The following is a 26,263-nucleotide window of genomic DNA, read 5'->3' as shown; positions in this document are numbered from 1 at the left end:
ACGCGCTGACGGATTAGTTCTGGCTGTTGTTGAGCTGGTCCGGTGCAACAGTGTTGTCCTTGCTGTCCGGCTGCTGCTCCTGCTGCTGGTTGCCGTCCGGCGCCGCCTGCGGCTCGGTCGAGGGCATGGTGTGCCCGTCATGGCCGCCCATGGCACCGCCGGGCATGCTGTTCATGTCGTGCTGCATCGGCTGGCTGCCTTCGGCGCCGCCTTCCTGCGCACCGTTCGAACCCGCGCCATCCTCGTTGCCCGTGCCTTCCGGCTTGCTTTCGCTGCGGGCGGGATTTTCGCTGGCCGGGAAGGTGGCCGCATTCGTGCCGTCGCCGGTGTCGGCATGACGGTTGTCATATTCGAGCTTGGCGCGGTTGGCCGCACTCTCCTCGCCGCCGCCGCCCATCATGTCGACATGCATCATGTCCTTCATGCACATCTTCCCATCGATCACGCAGAGATTGACGATACGATCGAAGAGGTCGTTCTGGATCGAGGCAAAATAGCGCACCGGCTCGCGTTCGCTGGGCTTTTCGAGCTTCAGATAGGCATCGCGGTTCAGTGCGGTGCCCTGCTGCTTGACCTTGGCCACCCAGCCGTCGAAGCCGGCGCGGTCGAGCCCATGGAACTTGAAGCGCATATGGGAGAAGCCGTCGCCGCTGTAATTGGCGGAGAACCCGTCAAATTCGCCCGGCTCGTTGATCACGGCGTGAAGGCGCGTCTGCATGCCCGGCATCGCATAGATCTGGCCGGCGAGCGCGGGAATGTAGAAGGAGTTCATGACCGACGAGGCCGTGATCTTGAAGTTGATCGGCGTATCGACCGGGGCTGCCAGCTCGTTCACCGTCGCGATGCCGAGATCGGGGTAGAAGAACAGCCACTTCCAGTCGAGCGCCACCACTTCGACCGTCAGCGGCTGCAAGTCGGCCGGGATCGGACGCTCGGCGTCGATCCGGTCGAGCGGGCGATAGGGGTCGAGCTTGTGGGTCGAGATCCAGGTGACCGCGCCGAGCGCGATGATGATCGCCAGCGGCGCCGACCAGATGACGACTTCAAGCCGCGTGGAATGATGCCATTCGGGATCATAGACCGCTTCGGTGTTCGAGCGGCGGTAATGGAAGGCGAAATAGAGCGTGAGCGCGATCACCGGAATGATGATCAGCAGCATCAGGAAGGTGGAAACGAGAATAAGGTCCCGCTGCTGCGTCGCAATATCGCCGGAAGGAGACATGACGACCATGTTGCAGCCCGACAGGAGGCCGAGGAGCGGCAGAGCCAGCAACCGACATGCATGTTTGAAGGAGTTCGCCATGGTCCGGTGTCTTTCGTTTCGTTCGTCCTGCAGCTAGTCCTGCCCGTCGCGAAGCTAAATGAGGTGTTTGGTCGCACCGCAGCAAACCGCATTCCGCCGGGTAAGTTGCCGTGAGCGTGCATATCGGTGGCGTACAAGGAAAACAACGCCGTCCGGACCCACGAGCTATGCGCTGTACGAAAGCTAGGTATGCGCGGATGTGCGAAAGTCGAGTCCGCCTGACGCAGTTCGTTGCGCGCAGCACGGGCGGCTGAAACGTGGCTGATTTGCCGGCGTGCAGCGGCCACGGGGCAGAAAATACGAGACATGGGACTTGATAAGCCCATCGCTTTGATCAACATCGTCTTGGAGGCAAAGAAGGCGCGCCTCATGAACCGGGTTGCGCCTTGTCGGGAACGGGAGACGATCAGATGAGCAGTGCGAACATGGCGGCAAGCAGCCCATCTTCGACATCGATGGAACAGGATGCCCGGCGCATCCATGGCGACGCCCCGGTGTCCCCGGGCAGCATCGCCATCGGCGTGGTGATCGGGCGCATGTCGGAATTCTTCGACTTCTTCGTCTACGGCCTGGCCTCGGTGCTGGTCTTTCCGCAGCTCTTCTTCCCCTTCGCGCCCGATGCGCTGACAGGAACGCTCTATTCCTTCGCGGTCTTCTCCCTCGCCTTCATCGCACGCCCCATTGGATCGCTCGTGTTCGGGGCGATCGACCGCAAGCACGGACGCGGCACCAAGCTGACCATCGCGCTCTTCCTGCTCGGTGGATCAACGGCTTCGATCAGCTTCCTGCCGGGCTATAACCAGATCGGCGTCTGGTCGATCTATTTGCTGGCTCTCTTCCGCCTCGGCCAGGGCTTTGCGCTCGGCGGCGCCTGGGATGGCCTTGCCTCCCTGCTCGCCTTGAACGCGCCGGCCCGCCACCGCGGCTGGTACGCCATGATCCCGCAGCTCGGCGCACCGATCGGCTTCGCGCTTGCCAGCGCCCTGTTCGGCTTCTTCGTCGCCAATCTGTCGAGCGAGGATTTCCTGAGCTGGGGTTGGCGATATCCGTTTTTCGTCGCCTTCGCGATCAACGTGGTGGCGCTGTTCGCCCGCCTGCGTCTGGTCATGACCAAGGAATTCGGCACGCTGCTCGAACAGCATGAACTCGAAGCCATCCCGGTCTCGAAGCTGGTTCAGGTCCATGGCCGCGATATCGTCATCGGCGCCTTCGCGCCGCTCGCCAGCTTCGCCATGTTCCATGTGGTCACGATCTTCCCGCTGAGCTGGACCAAGCTGTTCGGCGACCAGTCGATCGGCAGCTTCATGCTGATCCAGATCGTCGGCGCGATCGTGGGGATCCTGTCGGTCATCGCCTCGGGCCTGCTCGCCGATCGTATCGGCCGCCGCAGCCAGCTTGGCGTCGCAGCCGTCATCATTGCCATCTTCAGCTTCATCGGCCCGATGCTGATGGCCTCCGGCCAAGCCGGCATCGATGCCTTCGTCATCATCGGCTTCGGCATTCTGGGCCTGTCCTTCGGCCAGGCGGCCGGTTCGGTTTCCTCGCAGTTCGGCCTCGGCTATCGCTATTCCGGAGCGGCGCTGACCTCGGATCTCGCCTGGTTCATCGGCGCAGGCTTCGCGCCCTTGGTCGCGCTCGGCCTCTCCAGCCATTACGGGCTGCCTTTCATGGGCTACTACCTGCTGTCCGGCGCGCTGTGCACCATGGCCGCCCTGTTCCTCAACAAGCGGCTGCTCGCCCGCGAGTAGTCGACCGCCGCAGATCGATACCAGAGACCATGCCGGCGCGCCCTACGCGCCGGCATTTTCATCCGTATGACCATCTCACGGGAAAATGATCGCACCACTCTGCCAGTTCGCGAAAAGCCTGCGGAACCTTGAGTCAATCGGGTCGTTCATGGGCCAAGAGGGCGTCAGCGCGCCCGACCTTGAGAGATGGAGCTGATCATGCTGAAAACTGCTCGTTTCGTTGCGCTCTATGGCGCAGCAGCCGCCCTCTTCCTCGGCGCCGCCGTGATGACGGTGCCGAAATCCGACCCGGTCGTCACGAGTTCGGTGACGCTCGAAAAGACCAATCGCGCCAATATCGGTTCGCCCGAGAGTTTCGAGAGCGACCGTTTCGCTGGCTAAGGTTGCGACAGTCCCATCATTGCTCGAAGGGGCAAGTTCTGCGGAGCAACCCTCAACGACGTCTTGCGCACCAGAGAAACGCACGCCCCCCCCCCCCCGCGAGGCACACCGCGTCGCGAGGTTTTTAAATCCGCAGGGGTGAAGGTCTTTTCGCGCAGCTGGACGGAGCGGCGCTCCACTCCTGTTAGCTAGAGCGCAGAGATGAGGACGTAAAGTCCGCACCACATCAGGATCGAGACGGCGAAGCAGGCCACAAGGGCGACGAGCCGCAGGCTCGGTCCCTGACTGTCCCCGGTCGCCGGGTTTTCCGCGCGGCGAAAAGCCGGGAGATTCGGCAGAAGATTGCGCTTCGACGAGACGTCTTGCATGCCAACACTCCTCTCCGCCTTTCAGGCCTCCATCTGGCAACTCGCGAATAGGTTGATTGTTTCACGGACGTGACAGCTTGGCAAGCATCTGCCCCGTTTTGTCCATAACTTGCCCGTGATCCTGCCCCATCTTCGTCACTCGTGCCTAACACTTTAGCAACAAGCTGGCCCGAAGCTGGACAGACGCCGCACATTCTTTATGTAAGTCTTCGAATACAAAAGACCCGGCTCATCGGCCGGGTCCATTTACGCAATCTCTAGTTGCTAATCAGGCGTCTTCGACGACGCGGAGAGCCTTGGCGCGGTCCAGCGCGGCCTTTTGCACCGCATCCTGAACCTTCTCGAAGGCGCGAACTTCGATCTGGCGCACGCGCTCGCGGCTGATGTCGAACTCCGTCGAGAGCTCCTCCAGCGTGATCGGGTCTTCGCGAAGGCGACGCGCCTCGAAGATCCGCCGCTCACGGTCGTTCAGCACACCCATGGCAGAGGAGAGCAGCGAGCGGCGGTTTTCCAGCTCGTCCTGCTCGATCAGAATATCTTCCTGGCTGTCATGATCGTCGACCAGCCAATCCTGCCACTGCCCCGACTCGCCTTCGCTGGCCTTGATCGGCGCATTGAGCGACGCATCGCCGGAAAGGCGCTGGTTCATCGAGATGACCTCTTCCTCCGAGACGTTCAGGGTCGTGGCGATCTGCTTGACCTGGTCGGGCTTGAGGTCGCCATCGTCCAAAGCCTGGATCTTGCCCTTCAGCCTACGCAGGTTGAAGAACAGCCGCTTCTGGTTGGCAGTCGTTCCCATTTTCACCAGCGACCAGGAGCGCAGGATATATTCCTGAATCGAGGCCTTGATCCACCACATGGCGTAGGTCGCCAGACGAAAGCCGCGTTCCGGGTCGAACTTCTTCACGGCCTGCATCAGGCCGACATTGCCTTCGGACACGACTTCGCCGATCGGCAGGCCGTACCCACGATAGCCCATGGCGATCTTCGCCACGAGGCGCAGATGGCTGGTCACGAGCTCATGGGCGGCCTTGCGGTCGTCATGTTCCTGATAGCGCTTGGCGAGCATGTATTCCTGCTGCGGCTCAAGCATGGGGAATTTCCGGATCTCGTCGAGATACCGGCTCAGGCCGCCTTCGCCGGCGGCCAGGATCGGAAGATTGTTACGGGCCATGTCGCACCCCTTTCGCATTCCGGTCCCACGCAGCGGACCGGCCTCGTGGGTTCATCAGAACCCCACCGAGTGTAGAGATAAGAATGACGAAAGCATGATTCAAGACGCCGGCCACCGGTCAGGGCGGGCCGGAGCGACAGGCGCTGGCTGCAATGTTTCGCCTTAGATTGTGCCTCGGTTCCGAAGATCAAGAGCACGGGCGCACCAAAGCCGGATCGCCCTGCCCGCTCGGGGCGGGGCAACCGACGCGGTGCAGGCTGTCCGTCAGTGGATCGAGGACCGATCGCCCTCTTCTTCGGAGGCGAAGGCATCTGCGCCCTTGGCGCTCAGGCGAACCCGGTTCTCATCGATGCTTTCGACAAGGTCGAGCGCGATGAAATGGTGATGGTCCTGATGGCCGGCCGGGTTCTCACGCTTGGTCAGCTTGATCCGGTCGCCTTCGACACGGTCGACTGTCCCGACATGGATGCCGTCCGCGCTGATGACTTCGGCATGTTCGCGAATCTGGCTTGCATCGATCATGGCATTGCTCCTTGCGAGGGTTGATGCCGCCTCAACGCGGCTCCGCGCAAAAAGATGCATGGCCATGCCATCGCTCCCGGGCGATCGCTGCACGCGTCAGGCCTGCAGAGCTTCGGCCAGTTGGCGCATGTCCTCCGGCAGGTCGGAGCTGAACCGCATCGTCTCGCCGGTCGAGGGATGTTCGAAGGCCAGCATGAAGGCGTGCAGCGCCTGGCGGGGGAAACGGTCGACCACGGTCTTCGCCGCATCGAGAAGCAGGTTCGACTTTGTCCGGAACGCCGCGCCATAATCGGCATCGCCGATCAGCGGATGGCCGATATGGGCCATATGCACGCGGATCTGGTGCGTCCGCCCGGTTTCCAGCCGGCATTCGACCATGGCTGCGAGCGCGGTGGCATCCGGCTTTTCATGGTAGCGGGCAATCACCTCGTAGTGGGTGATCGCCTCGCGCGCATCATCGGCATCCTCGCGTTTCACCGCGCGACGGGTGCGATCCGCAGCGCGGCCGAGCGGCGCGTCGATCGTACCCTTCAGGCCGCGGGGCCGGCCCCAGACGATCGCCGCATAGGCGCGTTCGAGCGGTCCCGTGCGGCCGTGATCGGCAAACTGGTCGGAGAGATGCCGGTGGGCGGCATCGTTCTTCGCAACCACCATGACCCCGCTCGTATCCTTGTCGAGCCGGTGCACGATGCCCGGTCGACGCACCCCGCCGATGCCCGACAGGCTGTCGCCGCAATGGTGGATCAGCGCGTTGACCAGAGTGCCGGTCCAGTTGCCGGCGCCCGGATGCACGACGAGACCCGGCGGCTTGACCAGCACGATCAGATCGTCATCTTCATAAAGCACGTCGAGGGGAATATCCTCGCCCTTCGGCTCCGGGTCCTCCGGCTCCGGCAGGCCGATGGCGATCTGGTCGCCCGGCTGCACCTTGCGCTTGGGCTCTGTGATGCCGGCGCCATTGACGCTGACCTCTCCAGCCTCGATGAGCGCCTTGATGCGGCTGCGTGAAAAGGCGCCGGCCAGCGCTTCGGCCAAGTAGGCATCGAGCCGTCCCGCGGCATCCGGTCCGGCCGTCAGCTCTTTCCTATCGGCGCTCGCTTGTTTAAAGGGGTCGCTCATCGCTGGATCCATAGGCAAAAGGCTGGACATGTCACTTTCCGAACCCGACGATCAGGACGAAAAGCCGCTCGATCCGGTGATGGAGAATGTAAGGCGCAAGATGATCCGCCTGCAGCTCGTCTCCGCCGGTGTCATGGCGGTCATGCTTATGGCCGTGCTGGGCGCGATTGTCTACAAGGTCACCCGCCCCGATCCGAAGGCAATCGCCGCGCAGCAGGCCGGCGGCGCCCTGCCCGTTCCGGCCGATGCACCGCTTGCCGCGACCGCCACGCTGCCGGAAGGCTTCGTCGTCGCCTCGACCGCACTGTCCGGCGGGCAGATCCTCTTCTTCGGCACCCTGCCGCAGGGGGAACGCAAGGCCTTCGTGTTCGACATCGCCGCCGGCCGGATCGTCGCCGACATCACGGTCGATTGAGGCCGCATGCAGCCGGACAGCGTCCTGCCGATCCGCATCACGGACCCGGCCGATCCGCGCATTGCAGGCTTTGTCGGGGTTCGCGAACGCGACCTGATCGGTCGCCAGGGCGCCTTCATCGCAGAGGGCACCGTCGTTCTGCGCATGCTGGCAGAAGCGAGCCGGGCTGGCGCGTTCGACGCGCTGTCTCTGCTCATTCTCGAAAACCGTTTTGCGGGGCTTGCCGATCTCGTCGCCCGCTTTCCGGTGGATGTGCCGGTCCATGTGGCGGACAAGGCGGTGTTCAACGCCATTGCCGGCTTCGACATGCATCGCGGGGTGATGGCGCTTGGCCGTCGACGGCCGCCTCAAAGGCTTGCGGATCGGCTGGCGGCGCTTCCGGCCGAAGCGCTGGTGCTGGCCGCCTGCGGCCTGAGCAACCACGACAATGTCGGCTCGATCTTCCGCAACGCGGCCGCCTTCGGCGTCGATACCGTGGTGATGGACGAGACCTGCTGCGACCCGCTCTACCGCAAGGCCCTGCGTGTCTCGGTCGGCGCGGTGCTTGCCGTGCCCTATGCCCGCGAAGGGAGCGCCGATGAGATGATCGAAGCGCTGGATGCCGCCGGCTTTGCGCTCTGGGGTCTTTCGCCGCGCGGGGCAACGGATCTCGATGCCATCCCGCCGGCACCGCGCACGGCGCTGCTGGTCGGAACGGAAGGCGAAGGCCTGCCGGAGGCGCTGATGCGCCGTATCCGCACGGCACGCATCCGCCAGCGGCCCGGCCTCGACAGTCTCAACGTGGCAACCGCCACAGGCATCGCCCTGCACCGCGTCGCCAGCCTGAACGGACGCATCTGACCGCTCGGCCCTGCGGGCACCCGACACTCAAACGCTGCGCGAGGCCTCGGCCGCGGCGATGAGCGTCCGGCTGCGGGCCGCCAGGGTCTGCAGCCCGTCGGGGCGCACCCCGTCCAGCCGGTCGAGCAATTCGGGAATGGGCGAGGCCTCGCCCTCGCGCTGGGCGGTAAGAGCTGTCATGATCGCGCCGATTTCGGCAAGCTCGAGCCGCAGGGCATCGTCGTCCTCGGGCGGGGCAGTCATCAGGCGCTCGACGAAGCGGGCCGCGCGGTCGCGCACCGTGTCCTCCGACAGGGCCGGTACGGCCTCTGGCTCGTCGATGACCGTGGAAACCGGAACGACGGAGGAGAAGGTCGGCAGAGGATCGGCGAGACCAGAAACCGGCGGCGGCGTCAGGCTTTCCGCATTCCCTCCGGCCAGGACCACGCCCTCCGGCGGAAGCGGGATTTCATCTCCCAACGGGGCGCCGACGCCGAGCGGGGCATCGACAAGAACGTCCTCATTGGTTGCGGGCAGTGGCTCCGCGACGTCGCTCACCATCGCCGCGCGCTGCGGCGGGGCGATACCGGCCTCGCGCAGCAGGCGGGTCATGTCGCGCAGCTCGGACGCGGTTTCACGAGCCCGGCCGAGCAGACGCTCGATCTCCGTGCCCCGGCTTTCGATCAGGCCGTCCTTTTCCGCAAGCGCGGCGCTGATACGGCTGATCTCTCTGTCGAGCTGCTCATTGCGCGCTTCGAGCTCGCCGATGCGCTGTTCGGCATCGGCCGCTCGGGCGCTGTCCTGTCGCGCTTCCTCATGCAGCCGACGTCGCTCCTCGCGCAGGCGGGTGACCTGATCGCGCAGCACCTCGAGATCGGTATCGCGCTGCAGCGTCTCGGCGCGCAGGGCTTCGAGGTCGCCAGAAATGGCCTCGATCTCCGCAGAGAGGGCCGTCGCCTGGTTCGCCTTGGCAGCATAATCCTCCTCAACCTTCGAGAGCGCCGCCTTCAGCCGCTCGATATGCTGCTCGCCTTGGCGAATGGTGCCACGCAAGCCGACCGCATCGCGATCGAGCGCCTCGATATGGGCTTTCAGATCCTTGTTGTCCCGCTCCAGCTTGCGCGCGGCCTGGACCGCCTCTTCCCGCGCCAGCATGATCGCGGTCGTGCGGCTGCGCTCCCGGTTGAGCGCCTGCGCGATCCGCGCATTCTCGGCGGCATAGACAGCGCGGGCCGCATCCTTCTGGGCGCGGACCTCCTGGGGGGAGAGCGGCATGGTGGCCTTCAGCCGGTCTTCGGCAAACCGCACGATGCGTCGCTGGACGATCGGCGCCAGCAGCATGCCGATCAGAACGGCCGCAAGGAAGCCAAGGGCGAAGAGCAGGGCATATTCGATCACGCGGAATTCACTTCAACCCGGCAAAAGCGCCTTTTGAGACAGGAGGGCGCATTATCTCGCAACTGCGCGTGGCTTGGCAAGGCGCAAGCGCCATCGCGCCGAAGGCGAGGATGGCGCGGTGCGCGGGACCTGCGGATCAGAAGGGATTCCAGGTCGGCTGCTGCGTCAGTTTGAGGTAACCGACATTGACGCCGAGGCGGGCACCGACGCCGGTGCGGATCGGCACGAGCACGATATGTTCATCCGTCAGCACGGTCATTCCAACCCCGGCTACGACGTAAGCCGACCCGGACACACCGCCGAAGCGTTTGAACAGGCTGGGCACGCTTGGAAGATTGTAGACCAGCATCATGATGCGGCTGCCCTGCCCGCCGGCATCGATGCCGAGCGAGGGACCCTGCCAATAGACATTGTGCTGACCGGCATTCTTGGTGTTGAGGCTGCCTTCGCCATAGGTCAGGCCCGCAACGAAGGCGCCCGAACCTTCCTGGCCGAGGATATAGCCATTCGGCAGGCCGTAGCTCTGGAAGGCGCGCTCCACCACCTTGGCCAAGCCACCCGAGGTGGACCCGAAGAAGCCATGGCCGGCATCGACGATTTCCTGCATGGAATAGCCGCCGTCATTGGCCTGCTGCGCCTTGGCTGCACCCGCGGCGAGGCCAAGCGCGAGAAGGGCGCAGAGCACCTGGACAGGGCGCAGGACGCCATGAATGAGTTTCGGGAGCATCGCGTGGTCCTCCTCACGTGAGAGCGCAACCGGCGGGCGGCACGAGGCCTCTAGAGCCCGCGACCTGCCTTGAAAGCCCGGCAGGCGATACAGTGAACCGATGATCTTAACAATCGGTTTACCAAATATGGTGTCTTTATGATCGAAGGCTGAACACCACATCCGCGCAACCTTCACCGTTTAGAAGCGCGCCGACTGCCGGGTTTGCCGGCGCCTACAGGCTGAAGAAGCCGTCGACGACGTTTTCGAGGAGATATGATGGACAAGAATCCGAACCTTACGCTGACCGGCCCCGATCTCGCGGCGCTGCTGTGCAGCCGGGTCTGCCACGACATCATCTCGCCGGTGGGAGCCATCAACAACGGCCTCGAACTTCTCGACGAGGGCGGCGCCGATGCGGACGCGATGGACCTGATCCGCACCTCGGCGCTCAACGCCTCCGTCCGGTTGAAGTTCGCCCGCCTGGCCTTCGGCGCTTCCGGCTCGGTCGGCGCATCGATCGACACGGGCGAAGCGGAAAAGGCCGCCCGCGATTTTGCCGAGGTCGAGAAGAAGACGACCGTTTCCTGGGAAGGCCCCAGGGCGATCATCGCCAAGAACCGGGTCAAGCTGCTGTTGAACCTGTTCCTCATCGCCTACGGCGCCATTCCGCGCGGCGGCTCGATCGACGTGGTTTTGGAACAGCCGGATGGCGAGGCGAACTTTACGCTGACCGCCAAGGGCAAGATGATGCGCGTGCCGCCGAAGCTGGTCGAGCTCCTGTCCGGCACCGTGGAGGAAGCGATCGACGCCCACTCGATCCTCCCCTACTACGCCGTGCTGCTTGCCGACGAGGCGCAGATGGCCATCGACGTGACATCCACCGGCGAGGCGATCGTCTTCACCGCAAAAACAATCACCGGCTGAGTACGCAAACACGCATCCGTGTCTCCCTGGTAACCGATTGTTTGCCAAAAACGGCTAATCTCGGCTGTCGGGCCTCTCTGGGGCCCGATCAAGGGACAAGGAGCCGAAGATGCAGCGCTTGATGATTGCCGATGACTCCGACGTTGTTCGCAAGGTCGGAAAGCGGATTCTGACGGGAATGGGCTTCGTCGTCGCCGAGGCGGCGAACGGACTGGAAGCCTTCGCCCGCTCGCGCGAGGAACTGCCGAACATTCTCATCGTCGACGCCGCGCTGGACGGCGCCCTGGAGCTGATCGCCAATATCCGCCTCCTGCCGGAGGGCAAATCGGTGCGGATCTATTATTGCGTGATCGAGGCGGATCTGAAGAAGATGATGGCCGGCAAGCGGGCCGGCGCGGACGACTTCCTGCTCAAGCCCTTTGACCGGAAGATCCTGACCAGCGTCTTCGGCGCCTACGCTGCCGCAGCCTGATCCCCTCCCCTGACCGCAAGACCGCTCGATCCCAAGCCGCGTTCGACACGCGGCTTTTTCTTTGCGCGATTTCATGGGTGCCAAAACGCGAAAACCCGCCACGAGGGCGGGTTCGGCAGGGGACCTGCGGCCGGTGCGGGCGGAGCGCCGGCGCGGATCGGGGTCTTCTCGTTGGTTCAAAAGACGAAGCTTAGGCGCTTTCGGCGAGGTCGCCATCCGGCTCGCGCAGAACATAGCCGCGGCCCCAGACGGTTTCGATATAGTTCGCGCCGCCGGCGGCATTGGCGAGCTTCTTGCGCAACTTGCAAATGAAGACGTCGATGATCTTCAGTTCCGGCTCGTCCATCCCGCCATAGAGATGGTTGAGGAACATTTCCTTGGTGAGCGTGGTGCCCTTGCGCAGCGAAAGGAGCTCCAGCATCTGGTATTCCTTGCCGGTGAGGTGCACGCGCTGACCGCCGACTTCGACCGTCTTGGCGTCCAGGTTCACGATCAGCTCGCCGGTGGCGATGACCGACTGGGCATGGCCCTTGGAGCGGCGAACGATCGCGTGGATGCGGGCAACCAGCTCGTCCTTGTGAAACGGCTTGGTCATGTAATCATCTGCGCCGAAACCCAAGCCACGAACCTTGTCCTCGATGCCGGCCATGCCGGAGAGGATCAGGATCGGAGTCTTGACCTTGGACAGACGCAGCGTCCGCAGGACCTCATATCCGGACATGTCCGGCAGGTTGAGATCGAGGAGGATAATGTCGTAGTCGTAAAGCTTTCCAAGATCCACGCCCTCCTCGCCGAGGTCCGTGGTGTAAACATTGAAGCTCTCGGATTTGAGCATCAGTTCGATGCTCTGCGCTGTTGCGCTATCATCCTCGATGAGAAGAACCCGCATGTGTGATGTCCCCTTTTCCGCCGCCGAAAGGTGCAACCTTCAAATGCGACACGGATCCAGTCGTTGCCTGATTTGAGGTTGCCACGAAATGGTTAACAAATTCTGATTCCTTCTGACAAGGACCCCAGGCCTCGTTAAATATTTTTCGCAGCCCCTTGTTTTCATTGGTTAATACCTAGACAGAATCTTAACCTTCCGGATGAGGAAGTAAGCCTATCCGACTCAACAGACTCACCAAATGACCGCTTGTCGAAATTTCGCCGCTGTCATTTACCGGGCCTTAAAACACTGCCGCTAGGATTAACTATGCCCGTAAACGAAAGGTTACCGGCGGTAGGCTTTTGTTAATGCCGCAGGTGATTTTTTGAAGACGTCGCGGGCAGGTGCCCACGGCAGGGTTGAGCATCGAAATCCGGGTCTCGCACTGCGGGAGTATTGCGTATGAAATCACGTGAGAGCCTTGTCCGCCTGAAAGAATTTCAGGTGAAGGACAAGCAGCGTCAGCTGAAACAACTTCAGATGATGATGGCAGAATTCGAGCGGATGACGAAGGATCTGGAGCAGCAGATCACGTTTGAAGAAAAGAAGTCCGGGATCACCGATCCCACACACTTCGCCTATCCGACCTTCGCCAAGGCGGCGCGCCAGCGCGCCGACAATCTCCAGGTCTCCATCCGCGAGCTGAAGGTTCAGCAGGACGCGGCCGAGCTGGCCCTGGAAGAGGTGCAGGCGGAATTTGCCAAGGCAGCCGCGCTCGAAGAGCGGGACGGCACGGTGCGGATGCGCGCCTGACACGGCGCCGCGCCGACGATCAAGACGCCGAGCCAGCCCTGCAGCTGGCCCGCCGGATCACGATGGACCGATGAAAGCCGGCGGGCACTCCCCGCCGGCGCTTTCGTGCGTTTGGACTTCCCCTTCGATCCCCGCGCCTGGCACAGGTGGGAGCCTCGTCGGCACAGCAAAAAGGGCGGCAAAGGAGAGGACCTCCCTTGCCGCCCTTTTCTCGATGTCACGGACGAACCGTGCTTAGTGGCGATATTGCTGGATGCGCGTGGTGCGCAGGCCGGCCAGGCCATGATCGTTGATCGAGGCCTGCCAGGACAGGAACTCCTCGACCGTCAGCGTGTACCGCTCGCACGCTTCCTCGAGGCTCAGGAGGCCGCCGCGCACTGCGGCGACCACCTCAGCCTTGCGTCGAATTACCCAGCGCCGCGTGTTTGCCGGCGGAAGGTCGGCAATCGTCAAGGGACTGCCATCCGGGCCGATGACATATTTCACGCGGGGTCGTACCATTTCGGTCATTGGACTCTCTACACATACTCAAGACCACACCCGTCACGTTAGTCCGCCAGCTTTAAGAATTGACTAAACCGTCCGCCGCAATTTTTCCATCTTCGCCAGAATGTACGCTGGCGCGGCCGAATCTTCCTGTTTCAGGCATGAATTTCGTCAGACGTGCCGTTTTCCTTGGGTGCGACATGGTTACCTTCCACTTACGCACATGGGTGCCATGCAGGAAACAGCCTTCATTTCGTCGTCAAATCGACCTATAGCCACCACCATTGAGACAATCGGCATCGCTGAACGATGCCCCAGGTTGCCGAACCCGCGCTCCCTCCCTCTGACCGGCTCGATCTCAGCTGCTTCGGCAAGCCGAGATCATGCGGCGGTCGGAGCGCTGAGGCGTTTCGCACACCTGAAAGAACGCTCGGGCGATCGCCGGGCGCGAGGATAGGAACGCATGTCAGAAACGACGACGTCTTCGACCGGCAGCGCCGATTATGCCGCGCTGCTCTCCACCCTCGACACTTGCTGCCCGCAGACCGAATATGAGGTGTTGCGCCTGATGCGCCGCTGCGTGGCAAGCTATGATTTCGCGCATTTCATGATTGCAAGGTTGCCGGGTGGCGACCGGCAATCCTTCGCCGAGCGGCTGGTGATGAGCAGTTGGCCGGCGGAACTGGTACAGCGCTACGAAGCGGCCGATCTCTTTCCCGTCAGCCGCCTGGTAAGCGAGGTGCGCCGCACGAAGCTGCCGCTGTTCGAGGAAACGCAGGCGCTGCTTGGCCGCGTCGGCGAAGCCTTCGAACCCGCTCTGTGCCTGACGATGGGCGAACCCGGCAAGCCGCGCCCGCCAAGCCGCACCTATGCCGCGCTGCTCCACACCACCTATGGCGAACCCTTCATGGTCGCGCTCACCGGCACGCGCAATGCACCGCGCGGTCTCGAAGCGGCGGGGCTCTATTTCCTGCTGGTCAGCCTGTTCGAACGGCTGGAGAGCACGATGGAAGGGGCAAGCCCGGTGCGGGAAAGGCTGTCCGCCCGCGAGGTCGAGTGTCTGCGCTGGGCGGCGGCCGGCAAAAGCAGCGACGAGATCGCCATCATCCTCGATATTTCGGCCTATACGGTCAGCAGCTACTTCAAATCGGCGGCCCGCAAGCTCGATGCGGTCAACCGCATGCAGGCGATCGCGCGCGCCATGCGCCTGAAATTGATCTGACCTCAAGCCTGCCGTTGCCGGGCAGGATGCGCGCCGAACGGTGCGAGACGGCGAACCTTGTCGCGACCGGCCGGAGATCTTATACTCTGGCAAAATTCCTGTCGGCCGCCTGGCACCGTGCCCGCCGCCGCAAGACAATCGGACGCCGCCTGTGAACAGCCTCGATTTCGACCGCAAGCCGGAAGATACACGCGTTGTCGTTGCCATGTCCGGCGGCGTCGACAGTTCGGTCGTGGCCGGGATCTTGAAACGCGAAGGCTATGATGTCTTCGGCATCACGCTGCAGCTCTATGATCACGGCGCGGCCGTTCACCGGGCCGGCTCCTGCTGTGCCGGCCAGGATATCGACGATGCGCGGCGCGTCTGCGAGGTGCTGGGCATTCCGCATTATGTTCTCGATTACGAACAGCGGTTCCGCGAAACGGTGATCAACCCCTTCGCCGAAAGCTATGTCGCCGGCGAGACGCCGATTCCCTGCGTGGCCTGCAACCAGACGGTCAAGTTCGCCGATCTTCTGGCGACCGCGCGCGAGCTTGGTGCTGATGCGCTGGCGACCGGCCATTACATCCGCTCGCGCCCCGCCCCGCTGCCCGGCCAGCCGCAGCGGCGCGCCCTCTTCCGCCCGGCCGACGCCGACCGTGACCAGAGCTATTTCCTCTTCGCCACGACGCAGGAGCAGATCGACTATCTGCGCTTTCCGCTCGGTCACCTTACCAAGGCGGAGACGCGGGCGCTTGCCGAGGAGATGGGGCTGGTCGTCGCCAAAAAGGCCGACAGCCAGGACATCTGCTTCGTGCCGCAGGGCAAATACAGCGACATCGTTTCGAAGCTGAAGCCGAATGCGGCGCTCGCCGGCGACATCGTCCATCTCGACGGCCGGCTGCTCGGCCAGCATGACGGCATTCTTCACTACACGATCGGGCAGCGGCGCGGCATCGGCATTGCCACGGGCGAGCCGCTCTATGTCGTGCATCTCGATGCGCGCAGCCGCCGGGTGATCGTCGGGCCGAAGGAGGCGCTGGAAACACGCCGGATCATCCTGCGCGACGTGAACTGGCTGGGCGACCAGCCGCTCGAAGACCTGCCGGCAGACGGATTTTCCTGCTTCGCCAAGGTCCGCTCCACCCGCAGCCCGGCACCGGCCATTCTGCGCGTCGTCGATGGAGAGGTGAGCGTCGAGCTGATGGAAGGCGAAGCGGGCATCGCGCCCGGCCAGGCCTGCGCGCTCTATTCCGGCCAGGGCGAGAATGCCCGCGTCTATGGCGGCGGCTTCATCCGCCGCTCCGAACGCGAACCGGCCGCCGAAGCCGCCCTGCGCGACCTCCTGCAGCCGGCCGCCTGAGGGCTGCAGGCACCCCTGCCAGGAGCGCTGCCCGGCCGCGCCACCGGCACCCCTCCCCGTTCGAATTTTTCCCCAGCCCTCGCTTGACACTTCAGGGACCCAAACCTTATAAGCCGCGCACCGACAGCGACCCGATGGGCTCGTTTCCGGCGGCGGGGTAGCTCAGGTGGTTAGAGCAGCGGAATCATAATCCGCGTGTCGGGGGTTCAAGTCCCTCTCCCGCTACCAAATTTTCCAATAGACAGCCGATTAATCGATAGTTGCTGACTGAATTTTTCGGCTTTATCTTTGTGTAGCCGGACGCGGTTTTCCGGAATTTTGACAAGAGAAATCGGAAAAATCTAGATTTCCAGAACGTTTGTCAAAAAGCCTGTGTCAGGATGTAGCCGGTCGCGATTTTTCGCAGATTTGACACAAGGATCTGCAGTAACTTGGTTTTGCAGACTGCTTGTCAAAGACGCCACACATAGCAGTGTAGCCGGACGCGAGTTTCCGGAATCGACCTCGCGAATCGAAATTTTCTATTTTTCCAGTCGCCTTGTCAAAAGGTGCTCGTCGGCCGCCAGTGAATGTTGACGACCTTCCCAACTGACATGTTCTCGTTCTGCCATGGATCATCAAGCCCGACCGAGCGTGAGGTGGCCTAAACTTCAGCTCCACTCCCTAACCAGTTTAACAATGTCAGGCTGATCCGTTTACGTCCGCAAACTAGTGAAGCGTCGTGCAAGCGTGCCTAGATGTCGTCAGTCGTCCTCTGGGATGTCTTGGATGGCAGGGAGCTCCCCGCTGCGCTTCAACGCATCCAACTGTGGCCTGAGGACGCGCCAGCGCCGGAGCAACTTGCGTTGATATAAATGTCCTTCGTTTCCCCATGCAGCGGTGATTGCCTCCGTGGCAGGAGAAATTCCGTTTATCGTGGCGTACAGCCACTCTGCTTCTGAGATGCCTCTCAAGATAATATACATGGCATCATCTTCAGAGGCGGCATTCCTCCTGAGCGCTGCAGCAATTAACGACCCTGCGATCATCCTTTGGCGAAGCGGTGGAGACGGATGAACCTGTTGTTCCTGAGGATCAAAATCAATTGGTTTATTAAAAATCCTAAATGTGAAATGGAGACTCATGGCTATCATCAATAGTCGTGTAGCGCCGGTTCCATGGGTTTGTTCCCATTGGGAATTAATGCCGGGAAATGGCCTATATTCGAGCCCGAAATCGAAAAGGTTGTCTGCGGCAAAGCCGTCGGCGTCCATCTCCATCGTTTGGCGATCAATCTTGCTGAGCGGACGTCCCTTCAGGGGTCCAGTTTCGAACCAGAACGCTGGCACTCTACCGGTTTGAAGCAGGCTTGTATGACCATGCCAAATGTGGCCCAACTCATGTATGAAAATAAAATACTTGGCGCAGTCGAACAGCCAATCAACAGCTTCGAGTTCCTTGCCTGAGGGCAGCCACGCAAACTGATCTCGATAGTCTATTGCCCGGACGAATTCAGAGCGCAGCTTCTGCAGCCCTCCCCAGCTAATCCCAATCGCATCCTGACCATCACAAGTGGTTGCGAAAGCATTCACTTGCAGAGAATCATAAAACCCAATCGCGATGTGATGGCCTGGAAGGGCGAGGTCGATATACGACTTGGCAAAAGCTTCGAACTGTTGAAGCGTACGCTCCAACTGTAAACGATCATCGTCATTTAGATACTCGGCGTTTACCACCTTTTTACCCGCAGCTTTGCAAACTCTTTCGAAACGGTCGTCCATTCGCTTCTCCAAATAGAAAATAGCCGCGCTAACCAGCTCTGAGTTTGATACCGTCCACAGGTCCTGGAATTCGGCCGCGTTTTTGCCAACGATGGAGCGCGGGCTCAGGCCGCGAGCTGATCAACGTTACCGCTAAAACGCCTCCACTGCAGGGAGAGATCCAGGGTGTCGCGCTTTGAGTGCCTGAATACATATACCCACTCAGGGCGAAACTCTAAGCCATCGGCGCCAAACGTAACTGTACCTTTTTCCTGAGCTAAATACTGAGGGCCGAAGATACCCGTCTCTTCATCAAGATCGCGCACGCGTATCCGCGTTTGTAAGTGTTGTTCGACTGCCTGTGCAAACGCCTGCTTTGGACTGTGAAGGCGAACCACGAAAGGATCGATCTCCGGTGGAGTGGCAGTCGCTCTATAAGCGGTGAAGAGTTTTTCAGACAGCGCCAGTGGGCCGACAAAATCGACCACCGGTGTGATCAGGACGAGCAGAAACATTTTATCTGCCGGATCATAGGCCCATAACAGTCCAGCCGGCTTAAGGCCGAGACTCTCGAGCGCGGTTTTGTAACGTGCCCCAGCGGCTAAGCGCTCGGCGTTAATTTCGATAGTATCCATCTCACTGTTCCGCGCGTTCCGAACGTTGCTTCGTACATTGATTTGGCGACTAGCCTTGGCATCCTTTGAGGATCATAACGTTGGCGATGGTCCCACGATACCATCATGTGCCACGAGGCCGCTATGGGATTAGCAGCTGTGAGATTGATGCCCGCGTGAGAAATGAGCTTTCGCAAATCATGGGTTTTTAGACCGTTTGCGGTCGCATAGGCGTCCCAATCGTTGGGGCGTTGGCTCCAGAGGATGTAGGCCTTTAGAGCAGCTTCAGCCGCCATGCCACAGTGCCACCAGCCTTCCGCGGCAGCCTTCTTGTCCACGATTAGCAACGCTGCTGCGCGTTCGTGTCGCGCCGCAACCGAAAGCCACTCTTCTACCGTTGAAGGATCTGCCACAAGCTGCCCCCGTCGTGCCATAGATCCAAGCAGGTCTTTGTCGGAAAGTCGACCCGATCTTGGTACCAGCGACGAGCTGTTTCTGAGGCTATGCTCCACCATTGGTAAGAATCACAGCGACTTGTTGATTCTCGCAATGCGGCTAGGGGATGCAGATGAGACGAGCCTACGACTTGACTTCGCTACTGGAAGAACTGCCTTCGGGGAAAGAGTACCGACCTTTAAAGGAGAGCATCAAGCGCTTTGCGGGTGCGTTCTCAATCCGAGAGGATCTCAAGGAAGTCGCAAAAACACTCGACACACTCACAATTCTCGACCAGTCGAATGTCAGCCAAGACCGTGAGCGATTTGGCCTCGCGTTGATGACCTTGACGGTCACGACCTACTGCAGAGCCTTCGCTGTCAACGGTTCACGACGCAGCATAGATGGCACCAAGGGCATGTCGCGAGAACTGCTAGCAAAACACCAGAGGGTTATTCAGCTCCGCCACAAGGTTATGGCGCATTACGACGATGGCTCGGACGATGCTCTCGTCCAAGCTTTTTTGAGTGAGCGAGCGGTCCTTAAGGTCGTGGAGGCCGGTGCCGCGTTATCGATTGTACTGATTAGGGCAAACTATCTCGCTCAGCTCGTTCAGGACATCTACCTGCTTCTCGAGCATGTGGGCCCGATTGTCCAAGCGGCATGTGGCGAGCGCATGAGCGAGTTGATGGAACGCTTGCTGGTGTTGAACAGGACTGACCCACACTTCAATAAATTGATGGAGCGGTGCCCGTTCGATCCAGCGGATTTCTATCGGGGCGCATACTCGGAAGAGCGCTTTTGGGCCAACGAAGATAGCAGTTCAGAAAAGCGTGACCCCCTCGGTCAGCTTTTCCCGTTAGAACCATAACCAGGTATGCTCATCGCTGGGCTAGCAGCAGATCGACGCCAAGTTGATCAATAATTATGATACCCCGATCTGCGGCCGCCAAGCTGCGTTCAAAAAGTAGCCGATACCAACGGCACCGTGGGTTGAATCTCCTCGATACGGGTGCGTGGTGTCGGTCGAAATCCAGTCTTGATAGGTCGTATCCTTGATCAGCGCCGTTGCATAGTTTGACGAGATCGGCAGGAAGAAAGCATTCGTCTCGCCGGTCTCGGCCTTCCAAGCGTCGAACTCCGCCTTGATCGCCGCCTCTGACGTGATCGTGTTGCTCGTGTCATTCGCCACACTTGCGCCGCCGCAGGTGCCGCAAACTACGATCGTTGCGCCTGGCTGGCGCGTCCGAGCCTTCACCCAAGCGGCGCGGGCGTCTGCTCGCATCTGCGCTACGTTGAGCCCCTTATCGTTGTACGGCCCGCCGAAAAAGATGAGGTCATACAGATCATCATCGATCCAGTATTCCATCTGATCCAAAATCTTCGACTTGGTACCCGCCGTGTTGCTATAGCCAGTCCCACCTTCGGCCGAGTTGCGCCAGTCGTATCCGTTCAGGCGGCAGAAGACTTGGAACAAGCCGTCCCAAGGTGCATAGCGCGCGACGCCGGCAGCATCCTTAGTGAACGTTCCAGCGGTGTATAGGCCCATGAGAAGAGCCTCTTCAAAGCTCGTTCCAGTCGCGACGGCCTTGGGACGACGCGTGGGTTCAACGAGCTGCGCTCCCGCGTTTAACCGCAGACCGCCGGCGCGGTTAGCGTGCTGGAGCTCAAGCTCGACCTCGTGTGTTCCTGCCGGCACGGCGATCTTCATATAGCGGGTAGAAACTCCGTTAAACGCCTGGCCGTCGCGGTTGACGTACTGCCCGTCGATGATGATGCGGATCGGCTGGTTGGTTGCATCATTGGCGTGGTCATACTCGATTGTCTGGAGGCCGGTTGCCTTAAAGCGGAAGTTCCAGTTCTTGCCTTGATCGAAGCCGGTGGTAGGGGCCGGCGGCGTTGTTGCAGGGTTTCCCGCCGATGTGAGCTGCGATTTCACTGAGCCGCCCGTCGAAGGAGCGATGCTCGTGTGCGCTACATATGCGAAGTTGCTGGTATTGTTCTGGAAGAACTTGCCGCTCGTTTTGTAGATGAGCGGATTACCGGCGATCTGAATAGCGGGCTGCAGGCTGGCATCGGAGACGTTGGAGTAGGTGACGACTGCACCGAGCGTCGAATCCGGAAGCTCCTGCGGATTGTTGCCCTTCGCGGCGGTAGAGGCCGCCCGCAGCTTGGCGAGCGAGCCGCCCCCATCGCCCTGCCCGAGGGCGGGCATGATGATCGCTTCGAGTTGGTCGCCAGCCGCCATGTTGTAAATCGACCGGCCACCGACGTAGTGCTTGCCGGTGGCCATGTCCGCCACGGCGCGTCCGTTGACGTCGGCCGTGAACGCCGCGCCCGGCGTGATAGGCCCACCCGCTTCGACCTGGGCTATCCCTTCAAGCACGATGTCGACGCGCCCCTTGTTCAACACTCCGCCAGGGCAATCGCTAACGCCGGCGATTACGTCGGCTGGGCTGGTGGCAAGGGCGACCTCGTCATCGGTAGCGGTGAATTTGACGAGACGGCGATGGCCGATGGCTCCAGAGGCTCGGTAGGCTTTGGTGATCTTCCCCATTTCAAAGGCCCTTCAAAGGTTCGATGAGGGCCACAGGCCCGGATTGGTGATGTCGAAATCTTCGCCGGCGGCGAGCCGGTCCTTGATCGAGCGGCCGGCCAAGGTCATGGCGGTCACCCAGGCCATCGCCGTCTTGCCGAAGGCGATCACCGTCTGCGCATCCATCGGTGCAAGCGTGTTGTCGGCGCGGATCCAGGCGAAATCTTCGGCCGGGTTCGCCCAGCGGAGATCGCCGGACTTGGCGCCCGCAATGAAGGCGAGCGCCGCGCCGGTCGCAGCGCCGTTGATGTTGCGGAGATCCTGCGGCCGAGCCTGGTATAGGCTGCCGGCGAAGGCAAAGCCCTCGGCGATGCGCCGTTCGCGCTCCGCATCGACTTGGTCAGCCGTCGCGATCGGAGCCGCCGGCACATAGGGCACAGGCTTCGAGCCGTCCCAGCGCCGCTGGTTCGGATAAGCGAGAAACTCCTGCCAATGCGCGACGCTGATGATGATTGCCGCTGGCGGGATCAGGCACTCCGGATTACTGCGTTCACCCGTGATCGGTGCTTCGCCGCTTTCATCGGGAGCGCCGTATAGCGGGAGGGTTCGCGGCCCGTGCATGTCTTCGGTGAAGAAGCCCGATGGCAGGCCGAGTTGATCGAAAGTGGCGTAGATCATCGTCAGAACCCTATTGCGAGCCAGCGGATCGGGACTGGTGAAGGAGACCAGGCGCCGCCGGCTGCAGGCTGAGCCTTCTTCCGGAACAGGACGGAGGAGGCGGAAATGCCGGCAATGTGGATCGAGAAAGCGCCCGGGTAGGCGCCGTCCTCGCAGATCGCGCTGACCACGATGGGATAGACCGGGAACGAGAGCGGGAAGATCACCGTCGTGTCGGTCGTCTGATCGTTAAGGTAGCCCCACTGAAGGATCACCCCGTTCGGCAGCTTGCAGAAGCCCGGCGACGCGAGGCTCTTTGGCGCCTGGAAATCGCTCCAGATCTCGCCGATCGGCGTCCCGTCGATCTGGCCGATCAGCCGCGCATTCGCGCTCCAGCCAAGACGGACCTTGTTCGCGTTCATGCCCTGCCCGCCACCTTGCTGGACAGGCATGAAGTTCGCGCCAAGGAACTGGCGGGCGATCAGCGGGAAGTCCGCAAGCTCGGCCGCGCCATCACCGGTAAAGAACGGCACCTTGTTGGCAGCGCTATCCAGTGCCGCGATCGCCGCCAGCTCGCCGCCGGTCAGCATCTCCATCAGATCACGGATCGTGGCCTGGAAGCGCACCGCGTCGGCTTTCGGCTGGATCGCATAAGCGCCCGCGATCTGCGCCGGGCCCCGCCACGGATAGGCGAGCGTGATGACATTGCCTTCGATTTTCTCGATCGGAACAGCAAGTCCGCGATGCGCTCCGAAGAAGTCGCCTTCGCGGACGTTGCCCCAGCTGATGCCCTGGCCGGTAACCGTCAGGCCATCCGCATCGACGGTGACCGTCCCACCTCGGATCAAGTCAGCATTCGCCATCGTTCGACACCTCCGTAGGCTTGAATGCGCTTTGCGCGATGCGTAGGTCGTCCTCGAGACCGGCGATGCGGGCGAGGAGGCCAGTCTCGATCTCCTCCAACGCCGCGCTGTGCGCAGCTTCGGCCTCCACCGCTGCGCTCTTCAGCGCCTTCGTTTCAGCTTCCTGGTTCAGGAGCTGCTGGCTGAGGATCATGCAGCGGGTGCGCAGATGCGCGACGAGGCTGTTGGCTTCGTTCAGTTGCGCTTCGACCGTGATGGTCAGTTCGGTCATGCCTTCACTGCCTTCTTCTTCCGTTCCGCGACCAGCGTCCGGCGAGAGATCGCCAAGGTGGAGATGCGATCTTTCTCGATGGTCAGCGTCAGCGCACGATTGCCGGTCCCGCTGACGACGGTCCCTTGCAGCTGGATCGTTTGCCAAAGGCCAGTTTCGGTGATCACGCAGGTGCCCTCGCCGATAAGGAGAACACCGTCTCTAAGCTGGACGGTCACGTTGATCGGCGGGTTTTGGATGCTCGTTGCTCGCACGCGAACATCCGCGAGCACCGTCACGGCATCGACTGCCTCTTTCGGAACGTTCAAAGAAAGAAGCGTCGTGGTGCCGGCAGTATGCTCTACGGTCGTATTGGAGGCTTCGAGGTAGACTTCTGAAACCGCATTCCTGGCCATGGCCGAGTCGAGCACGCTCTCGTCGAGGAATGTGATGCGGTCCGTGGTCAGGTTCTTAATGAAGGCGCCATTGACGGACATCCCGGTCCCGTCCACCAGGAAGATCTCGGTGACGAGTGCCGATGCCGGATCTTCGCTGGTTGAGAACGCAAGCTGCTTCGCGTTAATGATGAAGCGTGATGGCTCGGCGGGGTCTGCCGGCATATCGACGAAGAAACCAGCCGAGCGCCAAACGCTTTGCGTCCCGTAGCGCACCTGCACGCCGATCCGGGCGAAGCCTGCATTGGTGCCGTCGTTCAAACCTTCGAACTTGATCCTGCCTTCGGCCGACACGTCGTCGAGGTCAACCTTCAGCCCATTGATCAACGTCGCCTGCGCGGTGATCTTGTCGCCTTGTTGAACGACGTTGGCGGCGAGTTCGCTGAAGGCTTGCGCCTCGGCTTTCCCCTCAAGCTTAGCTGTGATCGTCGTGATCTGCCCGGCGATAGATTCGGTTGCCGAAGTCGCAACGATGATGCGCTCGTCGAAGGACGCTTGCATGGCGCCGGTGCGCGCCGACACCTCGCGGCGAAGCGTCTGCTTGTCGAGGAAGTTCTGAAGATCCTGCTCTGCGACACCGCGAGCCAGGCGGTCGACCTTGTCGCTGAGGTCGCGCGTGTTGCTCGTTCCCCAGATCCAGTTGAGATCGCTTGAAAGGCTATTCTGAACGTCTGCGGTCACCTCCTGGAGATGAAGGTCTTCAGCCGAGAAGCGCGTGTCACTGGTTTGAACGGCGAGCCAGTCCGACCAGTCCGACTTCCCCTTCCCAGACATGATCAGCTTCCCTCTCACCTCGTAATTCGAGTTCGGCAAACACCAGTTGCCGGACAGCAGCCAGTTGTAGTCTGCCACGTAGGGGAACCGGTCGGACTTGTAGATCACCTCTTTCGAGCCAGCATGACGCACTTCGACTGACACCCGCTCCACGCGGTCGAGGTCTCCGGAGCAACTGATCCGGATCGCCGGCCGGCGCGGCTTGCCTGTGCCATCGAGGATGATGGCCGGCTGGACGAGCCATCCCTGCATCGGCAGAACGGGAACATCGATCTGGCCGCGCCAGCCGGTCGAAGTCGGCAGCTCGTAGGACGAGCTCCAGTCGTAATCGGACGGATCGACCTCGCGCAGCGTCACGACCTGGTTCATGCCGATGTCGCCGGTAATGTCGTCGACGATGAAGCGCTTGTTGTTGTAGCCGTTGTGTTCGCTCGACCAGGTCACGATGTCGATGCCCGGCTCCAGGAGCCACGCTTCGGGCGGCAAGGTCAGTTGATGCTTGCGCCAGCGCTGCTCTTCCTTCAGTGCCGCGCGCATCAGCCGCTGGACCTGCCGCTTGAAGGGCGCAGCAGCAAACCGGAGATCGGCCGGCAGTCGCTTGCCGTCGCGGGCAAGATAGTCAGCATTTTGAAGCGCCGGCGCATCCTTCGCTTCCCAGCCTTCGTCGGGCTCAGGATAAACTGCGTTCACCGCGTTGATGGTCTTGTCGAGCGTCGGAAACGGATCGAGCCCAGCTTTTTCCGTCGTGACGACATCCTCGTCTGTGAAGGCATAAACAGAGGCTGGAAGCGCTCCAACCTGGATCTTGAAGATCCCGCCGACTTCCACGATCCGGGCACCCATTGCCTTCGCCAGTTCGTTCAGCACCTCGTAGGGCTGCATATCGACGGTCAGCTCGTAGCCGCCGCGGAACTGCGATTCCGTCCCACCTCCGGAGAGGTCGATCTGGCGGGCGCATTCCTGCGCAGCCGCGATCCAGTTGGCGGCGGGCAAGCGGTGCGCGGCAACATCCTGCCCACCGTAGAACCACTCGTCCTTGTAGGTCAGGCCGCGGATCAGGTTGTAAGCCATCAGAGCGAGATTGTTGCTCGGCTCGTAGGTGGCCTTGTTGCCCCATCGATGCGACCCATTGCCGCCGACCGAACTGTCGCGGCGGACATCGTAGAGGGGCAGTGGGTCGAGCTCAAAAATCGCTTTCGGCTGGCCGTACCATTTGTCGCGATTGTAGCGGTAGGACATCACGGCGTAGGGCGTGCCGATCCCGACCATGGTTGCGAGGTAAGGGCGCTGCTTGTCCGTGCCGAGCTTCGAGCGCAGATATGGGTCGGCCGTCGTCTGGCTGCCATCGTAGAACCGCACCCAGGCATAGTCCTTGCCGCCCTCGCGATACTCCATGATTGGAGCACCACGGCTCGACATCTCGTTCCACAGGATCGTGCAGGGCTCGCCGTTGATGTGGACGCGCTTCAGGCCGACACCAGGAATGTTTCCAAGCTCGTAAACCTCGCTGACATGCGAGTTCGGCACGCCGTCGAGGTCGCCGTAGGAGCCGGAGTACTTCAGCTTGCCGCGTGTGGCGAAGGTGCCCATCGTGGTCGATTGCGGCTGGTCGTCCCCAACCTTGACCTGCAGCTCGACGCCCACCGGCTTCTGTTGCGGCGTGTCGGTGAGCGCCATCTGGAGCAGCGAGCTTCCGACTGAGATCGCGAGGCTGAGAGCGACCTGGCCAAGCGTCGCGCCACCGGCGATGGCCGAGAACACGCTGATGATGCCGCTGATCGGATCGGCATGGGCAGCAGCCGGCGTGAGAAGCAGCGCTGTCAGGGCGGTTGTGCATAGAGCGAACGTCCGGTTCAT

The 26,263-nt window shown here is 61.6% G+C and carries 26 protein-coding genes and 1 tRNA gene; 11 read left to right on the top strand and 16 right to left on the bottom strand.

All coding sequences use genetic code 11. The features are described from left to right. Positions 1 to 13: 13 nt before the first annotated feature. Positions 14 to 1,303: a ubiquinol oxidase subunit II gene (cyoA, locus tag U8330_RS03290; RefSeq protein ID WP_323103729.1), complete on the bottom strand. Its 1,290-nt coding sequence runs from the start codon at positions 1,301 to 1,303 to the stop codon at positions 14 to 16. Positions 1,304 to 1,713: 410 nt separating this feature from the next. Between cyoA and U8330_RS03285 the strand changes: the two genes are divergently transcribed. Both U8330_RS03285 and U8330_RS03280 read left to right on the top strand, forming a co-directional pair. After that, positions 1,714 to 3,051, top strand: coding sequence for an MFS transporter (locus U8330_RS03285; RefSeq protein ID WP_416236807.1), 1,338 nt, complete (start codon positions 1,714 to 1,716; stop codon positions 3,049 to 3,051). 198 nt (positions 3,052 to 3,249) lie between these two features. Beyond that, a complete protein-coding gene (locus tag U8330_RS03280) occupies positions 3,250 to 3,432 on the top strand; it encodes a hypothetical protein (RefSeq protein WP_323103728.1) in 183 nt (60 codons plus the stop codon). A gap of 188 nt (positions 3,433 to 3,620) precedes the next feature. Here the strand turns inward: U8330_RS03280 and U8330_RS03275 are convergent, their stop codons facing one another. The 4 genes from U8330_RS03275 to U8330_RS03260 all read right to left on the bottom strand — a co-directional run bounded on the left by U8330_RS03275 (position 3,621) and on the right by U8330_RS03260 (position 6,615). After that, positions 3,621 to 3,800 (bottom strand): hypothetical protein, encoded by a 180-nt coding sequence (locus U8330_RS03275; RefSeq protein WP_323103727.1) that lies wholly within the window; start codon positions 3,798 to 3,800, stop codon positions 3,621 to 3,623. A gap of 268 nt (positions 3,801 to 4,068) precedes the next feature. After that, positions 4,069 to 4,974, bottom strand: a complete 906-nt coding sequence (gene rpoH / locus U8330_RS03270; RefSeq protein WP_323103726.1) for an RNA polymerase sigma factor RpoH — start codon at positions 4,972 to 4,974, stop codon at positions 4,069 to 4,071. Positions 4,975 to 5,238: 264 nt separating this feature from the next. After that, entirely contained in the window at positions 5,239 to 5,496 is a 258-nt protein-coding gene (locus U8330_RS03265) for a DUF2171 domain-containing protein (RefSeq protein ID WP_323103725.1), read from the bottom strand. Between the two features lie 96 nt (positions 5,497 to 5,592). Beyond that, on the bottom strand, positions 5,593 to 6,615 hold the full coding sequence (locus U8330_RS03260; protein WP_323103724.1) for an RluA family pseudouridine synthase: 1,023 nt from the start codon (positions 6,613 to 6,615) through the stop codon (positions 5,593 to 5,595). Positions 6,616 to 6,643: 28 nt separating this feature from the next. Here U8330_RS03260 and U8330_RS03255 point away from each other — a divergent pair, with 28 nt between their 5' ends. Together U8330_RS03255 and U8330_RS03250 are read left to right on the top strand one after the other, a co-directional pair. Further along, positions 6,644 to 7,030, top strand: a complete 387-nt coding sequence (locus U8330_RS03255) for a hypothetical protein (protein ID WP_323103723.1) — start codon at positions 6,644 to 6,646, stop codon at positions 7,028 to 7,030. A gap of 6 nt (positions 7,031 to 7,036) precedes the next feature. Then, positions 7,037 to 7,870 carry an RNA methyltransferase gene (locus U8330_RS03250; protein ID WP_323103722.1) on the top strand — a complete coding sequence of 278 codons (834 nt, stop codon included), beginning with the start codon at positions 7,037 to 7,039 and terminating at the stop codon, positions 7,868 to 7,870. Between the two features lie 27 nt (positions 7,871 to 7,897). On the opposite strand, the gene U8330_RS03245 is transcribed toward U8330_RS03250, so the two are convergent. Further along, positions 7,898 to 9,247 (bottom strand): hypothetical protein, encoded by a 1,350-nt coding sequence (locus tag U8330_RS03245; protein WP_323103721.1) that lies wholly within the window; start codon positions 9,245 to 9,247, stop codon positions 7,898 to 7,900. Positions 9,248 to 9,383: 136 nt separating this feature from the next. Next, positions 9,384 to 9,974 (bottom strand): DUF1134 domain-containing protein, encoded by a 591-nt coding sequence (locus U8330_RS03240; RefSeq protein ID WP_323103720.1) that lies wholly within the window; start codon positions 9,972 to 9,974, stop codon positions 9,384 to 9,386. Between the two features lie 258 nt (positions 9,975 to 10,232). Between U8330_RS03240 and chpT the strand changes: the two genes are divergently transcribed. After that, positions 10,233 to 10,880: a histidine phosphotransferase ChpT gene (gene chpT / locus U8330_RS03235; protein WP_323107123.1), complete on the top strand. Its 648-nt coding sequence runs from the start codon at positions 10,233 to 10,235 to the stop codon at positions 10,878 to 10,880. A gap of 109 nt (positions 10,881 to 10,989) precedes the next feature. Then, positions 10,990 to 11,352, top strand: coding sequence for a response regulator (locus U8330_RS03230; protein ID WP_323103719.1), 363 nt, complete (start codon positions 10,990 to 10,992; stop codon positions 11,350 to 11,352). A gap of 190 nt (positions 11,353 to 11,542) precedes the next feature. Here U8330_RS03230 and ctrA read toward each other — a convergent pair whose 3' ends face one another. Then, positions 11,543 to 12,241, bottom strand: a complete 699-nt coding sequence (gene ctrA / locus U8330_RS03225) for a response regulator transcription factor CtrA (RefSeq protein WP_323103718.1) — start codon at positions 12,239 to 12,241, stop codon at positions 11,543 to 11,545. 441 nt (positions 12,242 to 12,682) lie between these two features. Between ctrA and U8330_RS03220 the strand changes: the two genes are divergently transcribed. Then, positions 12,683 to 13,033: a flagellar export protein FliJ gene (locus U8330_RS03220; RefSeq protein ID WP_323103717.1), complete on the top strand. Its 351-nt coding sequence runs from the start codon at positions 12,683 to 12,685 to the stop codon at positions 13,031 to 13,033. 234 nt (positions 13,034 to 13,267) lie between these two features. On the opposite strand, the gene U8330_RS03215 is transcribed toward U8330_RS03220, so the two are convergent. After that, positions 13,268 to 13,543 carry a DUF1153 domain-containing protein gene (locus U8330_RS03215; protein WP_062474978.1) on the bottom strand — a complete coding sequence of 92 codons (276 nt, stop codon included), beginning with the start codon at positions 13,541 to 13,543 and terminating at the stop codon, positions 13,268 to 13,270. A gap of 439 nt (positions 13,544 to 13,982) precedes the next feature. Between U8330_RS03215 and U8330_RS03210 the strand changes: the two genes are divergently transcribed. The 3 genes from U8330_RS03210 to U8330_RS03200 all read left to right on the top strand — a co-directional run bounded on the left by U8330_RS03210 (position 13,983) and on the right by U8330_RS03200 (position 16,311). Beyond that, the gene (locus tag U8330_RS03210) at positions 13,983 to 14,741 is read left to right on the top strand and encodes a helix-turn-helix transcriptional regulator (protein WP_323103716.1); all 759 of its coding nucleotides are present in this window, start codon (positions 13,983 to 13,985) and stop codon (positions 14,739 to 14,741) included. Between the two features lie 151 nt (positions 14,742 to 14,892). Beyond that, positions 14,893 to 16,083, top strand: coding sequence for a tRNA 2-thiouridine(34) synthase MnmA (gene mnmA / locus U8330_RS03205; protein WP_323103715.1), 1,191 nt, complete (start codon positions 14,893 to 14,895; stop codon positions 16,081 to 16,083). Between the two features lie 151 nt (positions 16,084 to 16,234). Further along, positions 16,235 to 16,311 (top strand) — tRNA-Met (locus tag U8330_RS03200). A 515-nt stretch (positions 16,312 to 16,826) separates the two neighbouring features. On the opposite strand, the gene U8330_RS03195 is transcribed toward U8330_RS03200, so the two are convergent. Next, a complete protein-coding gene (locus tag U8330_RS03195; protein ID WP_323103714.1) occupies positions 16,827 to 17,843 on the bottom strand; it encodes a hypothetical protein in 1,017 nt (338 codons plus the stop codon). Positions 17,844 to 17,947: 104 nt separating this feature from the next. Next, on the bottom strand, positions 17,948 to 18,457 hold the full coding sequence (locus tag U8330_RS03190) for a hypothetical protein (protein WP_323103713.1): 510 nt from the start codon (positions 18,455 to 18,457) through the stop codon (positions 17,948 to 17,950). 547 nt (positions 18,458 to 19,004) lie between these two features. Between U8330_RS03190 and U8330_RS03185 the strand changes: the two genes are divergently transcribed. Further along, positions 19,005 to 19,742 carry a hypothetical protein gene (locus U8330_RS03185; protein ID WP_323103712.1) on the top strand — a complete coding sequence of 246 codons (738 nt, stop codon included), beginning with the start codon at positions 19,005 to 19,007 and terminating at the stop codon, positions 19,740 to 19,742. Between the two features lie 54 nt (positions 19,743 to 19,796). Here the strand turns inward: U8330_RS03185 and U8330_RS03180 are convergent, their stop codons facing one another. The 5 genes from U8330_RS03180 to U8330_RS03160 are packed head-to-tail and all read right to left on the bottom strand — an operon-like array spanning position 19,797 to position 26,263. Beyond that, complete coding sequence (locus tag U8330_RS03180; RefSeq protein ID WP_323103711.1) at positions 19,797 to 21,428, bottom strand: hypothetical protein; 1,632 nt, start codon at positions 21,426 to 21,428, stop codon at positions 19,797 to 19,799. A gap of 12 nt (positions 21,429 to 21,440) precedes the next feature. Beyond that, the gene (locus U8330_RS03175) at positions 21,441 to 22,085 is read right to left on the bottom strand and encodes a hypothetical protein (RefSeq protein WP_323103710.1); all 645 of its coding nucleotides are present in this window, start codon (positions 22,083 to 22,085) and stop codon (positions 21,441 to 21,443) included. A gap of 2 nt (positions 22,086 to 22,087) precedes the next feature. Then, positions 22,088 to 22,927: a gp53-like domain-containing protein gene (locus tag U8330_RS03170; protein ID WP_323103709.1), complete on the bottom strand. Its 840-nt coding sequence runs from the start codon at positions 22,925 to 22,927 to the stop codon at positions 22,088 to 22,090. After that, complete coding sequence (locus U8330_RS03165; protein ID WP_323103708.1) at positions 22,914 to 23,198, bottom strand: hypothetical protein; 285 nt, start codon at positions 23,196 to 23,198, stop codon at positions 22,914 to 22,916. Before U8330_RS03165 ends, U8330_RS03170 begins: the two co-directional genes overlap by 14 nt. Beyond that, the gene (locus U8330_RS03160; protein ID WP_323103707.1) at positions 23,195 to 26,263 is read right to left on the bottom strand and encodes a phage tail protein; all 3,069 of its coding nucleotides are present in this window, start codon (positions 26,261 to 26,263) and stop codon (positions 23,195 to 23,197) included. Before U8330_RS03160 ends, U8330_RS03165 begins: the two co-directional genes overlap by 4 nt.

It is taken from the genome of Rhizobium sp. CC-YZS058, assembly GCF_034720595.1.
Taxonomy (GTDB): domain Bacteria; phylum Pseudomonadota; class Alphaproteobacteria; order Rhizobiales; family Rhizobiaceae; genus Ferranicluibacter.
This window is presented reverse-complemented; position numbering and strand designations above follow the sequence as displayed.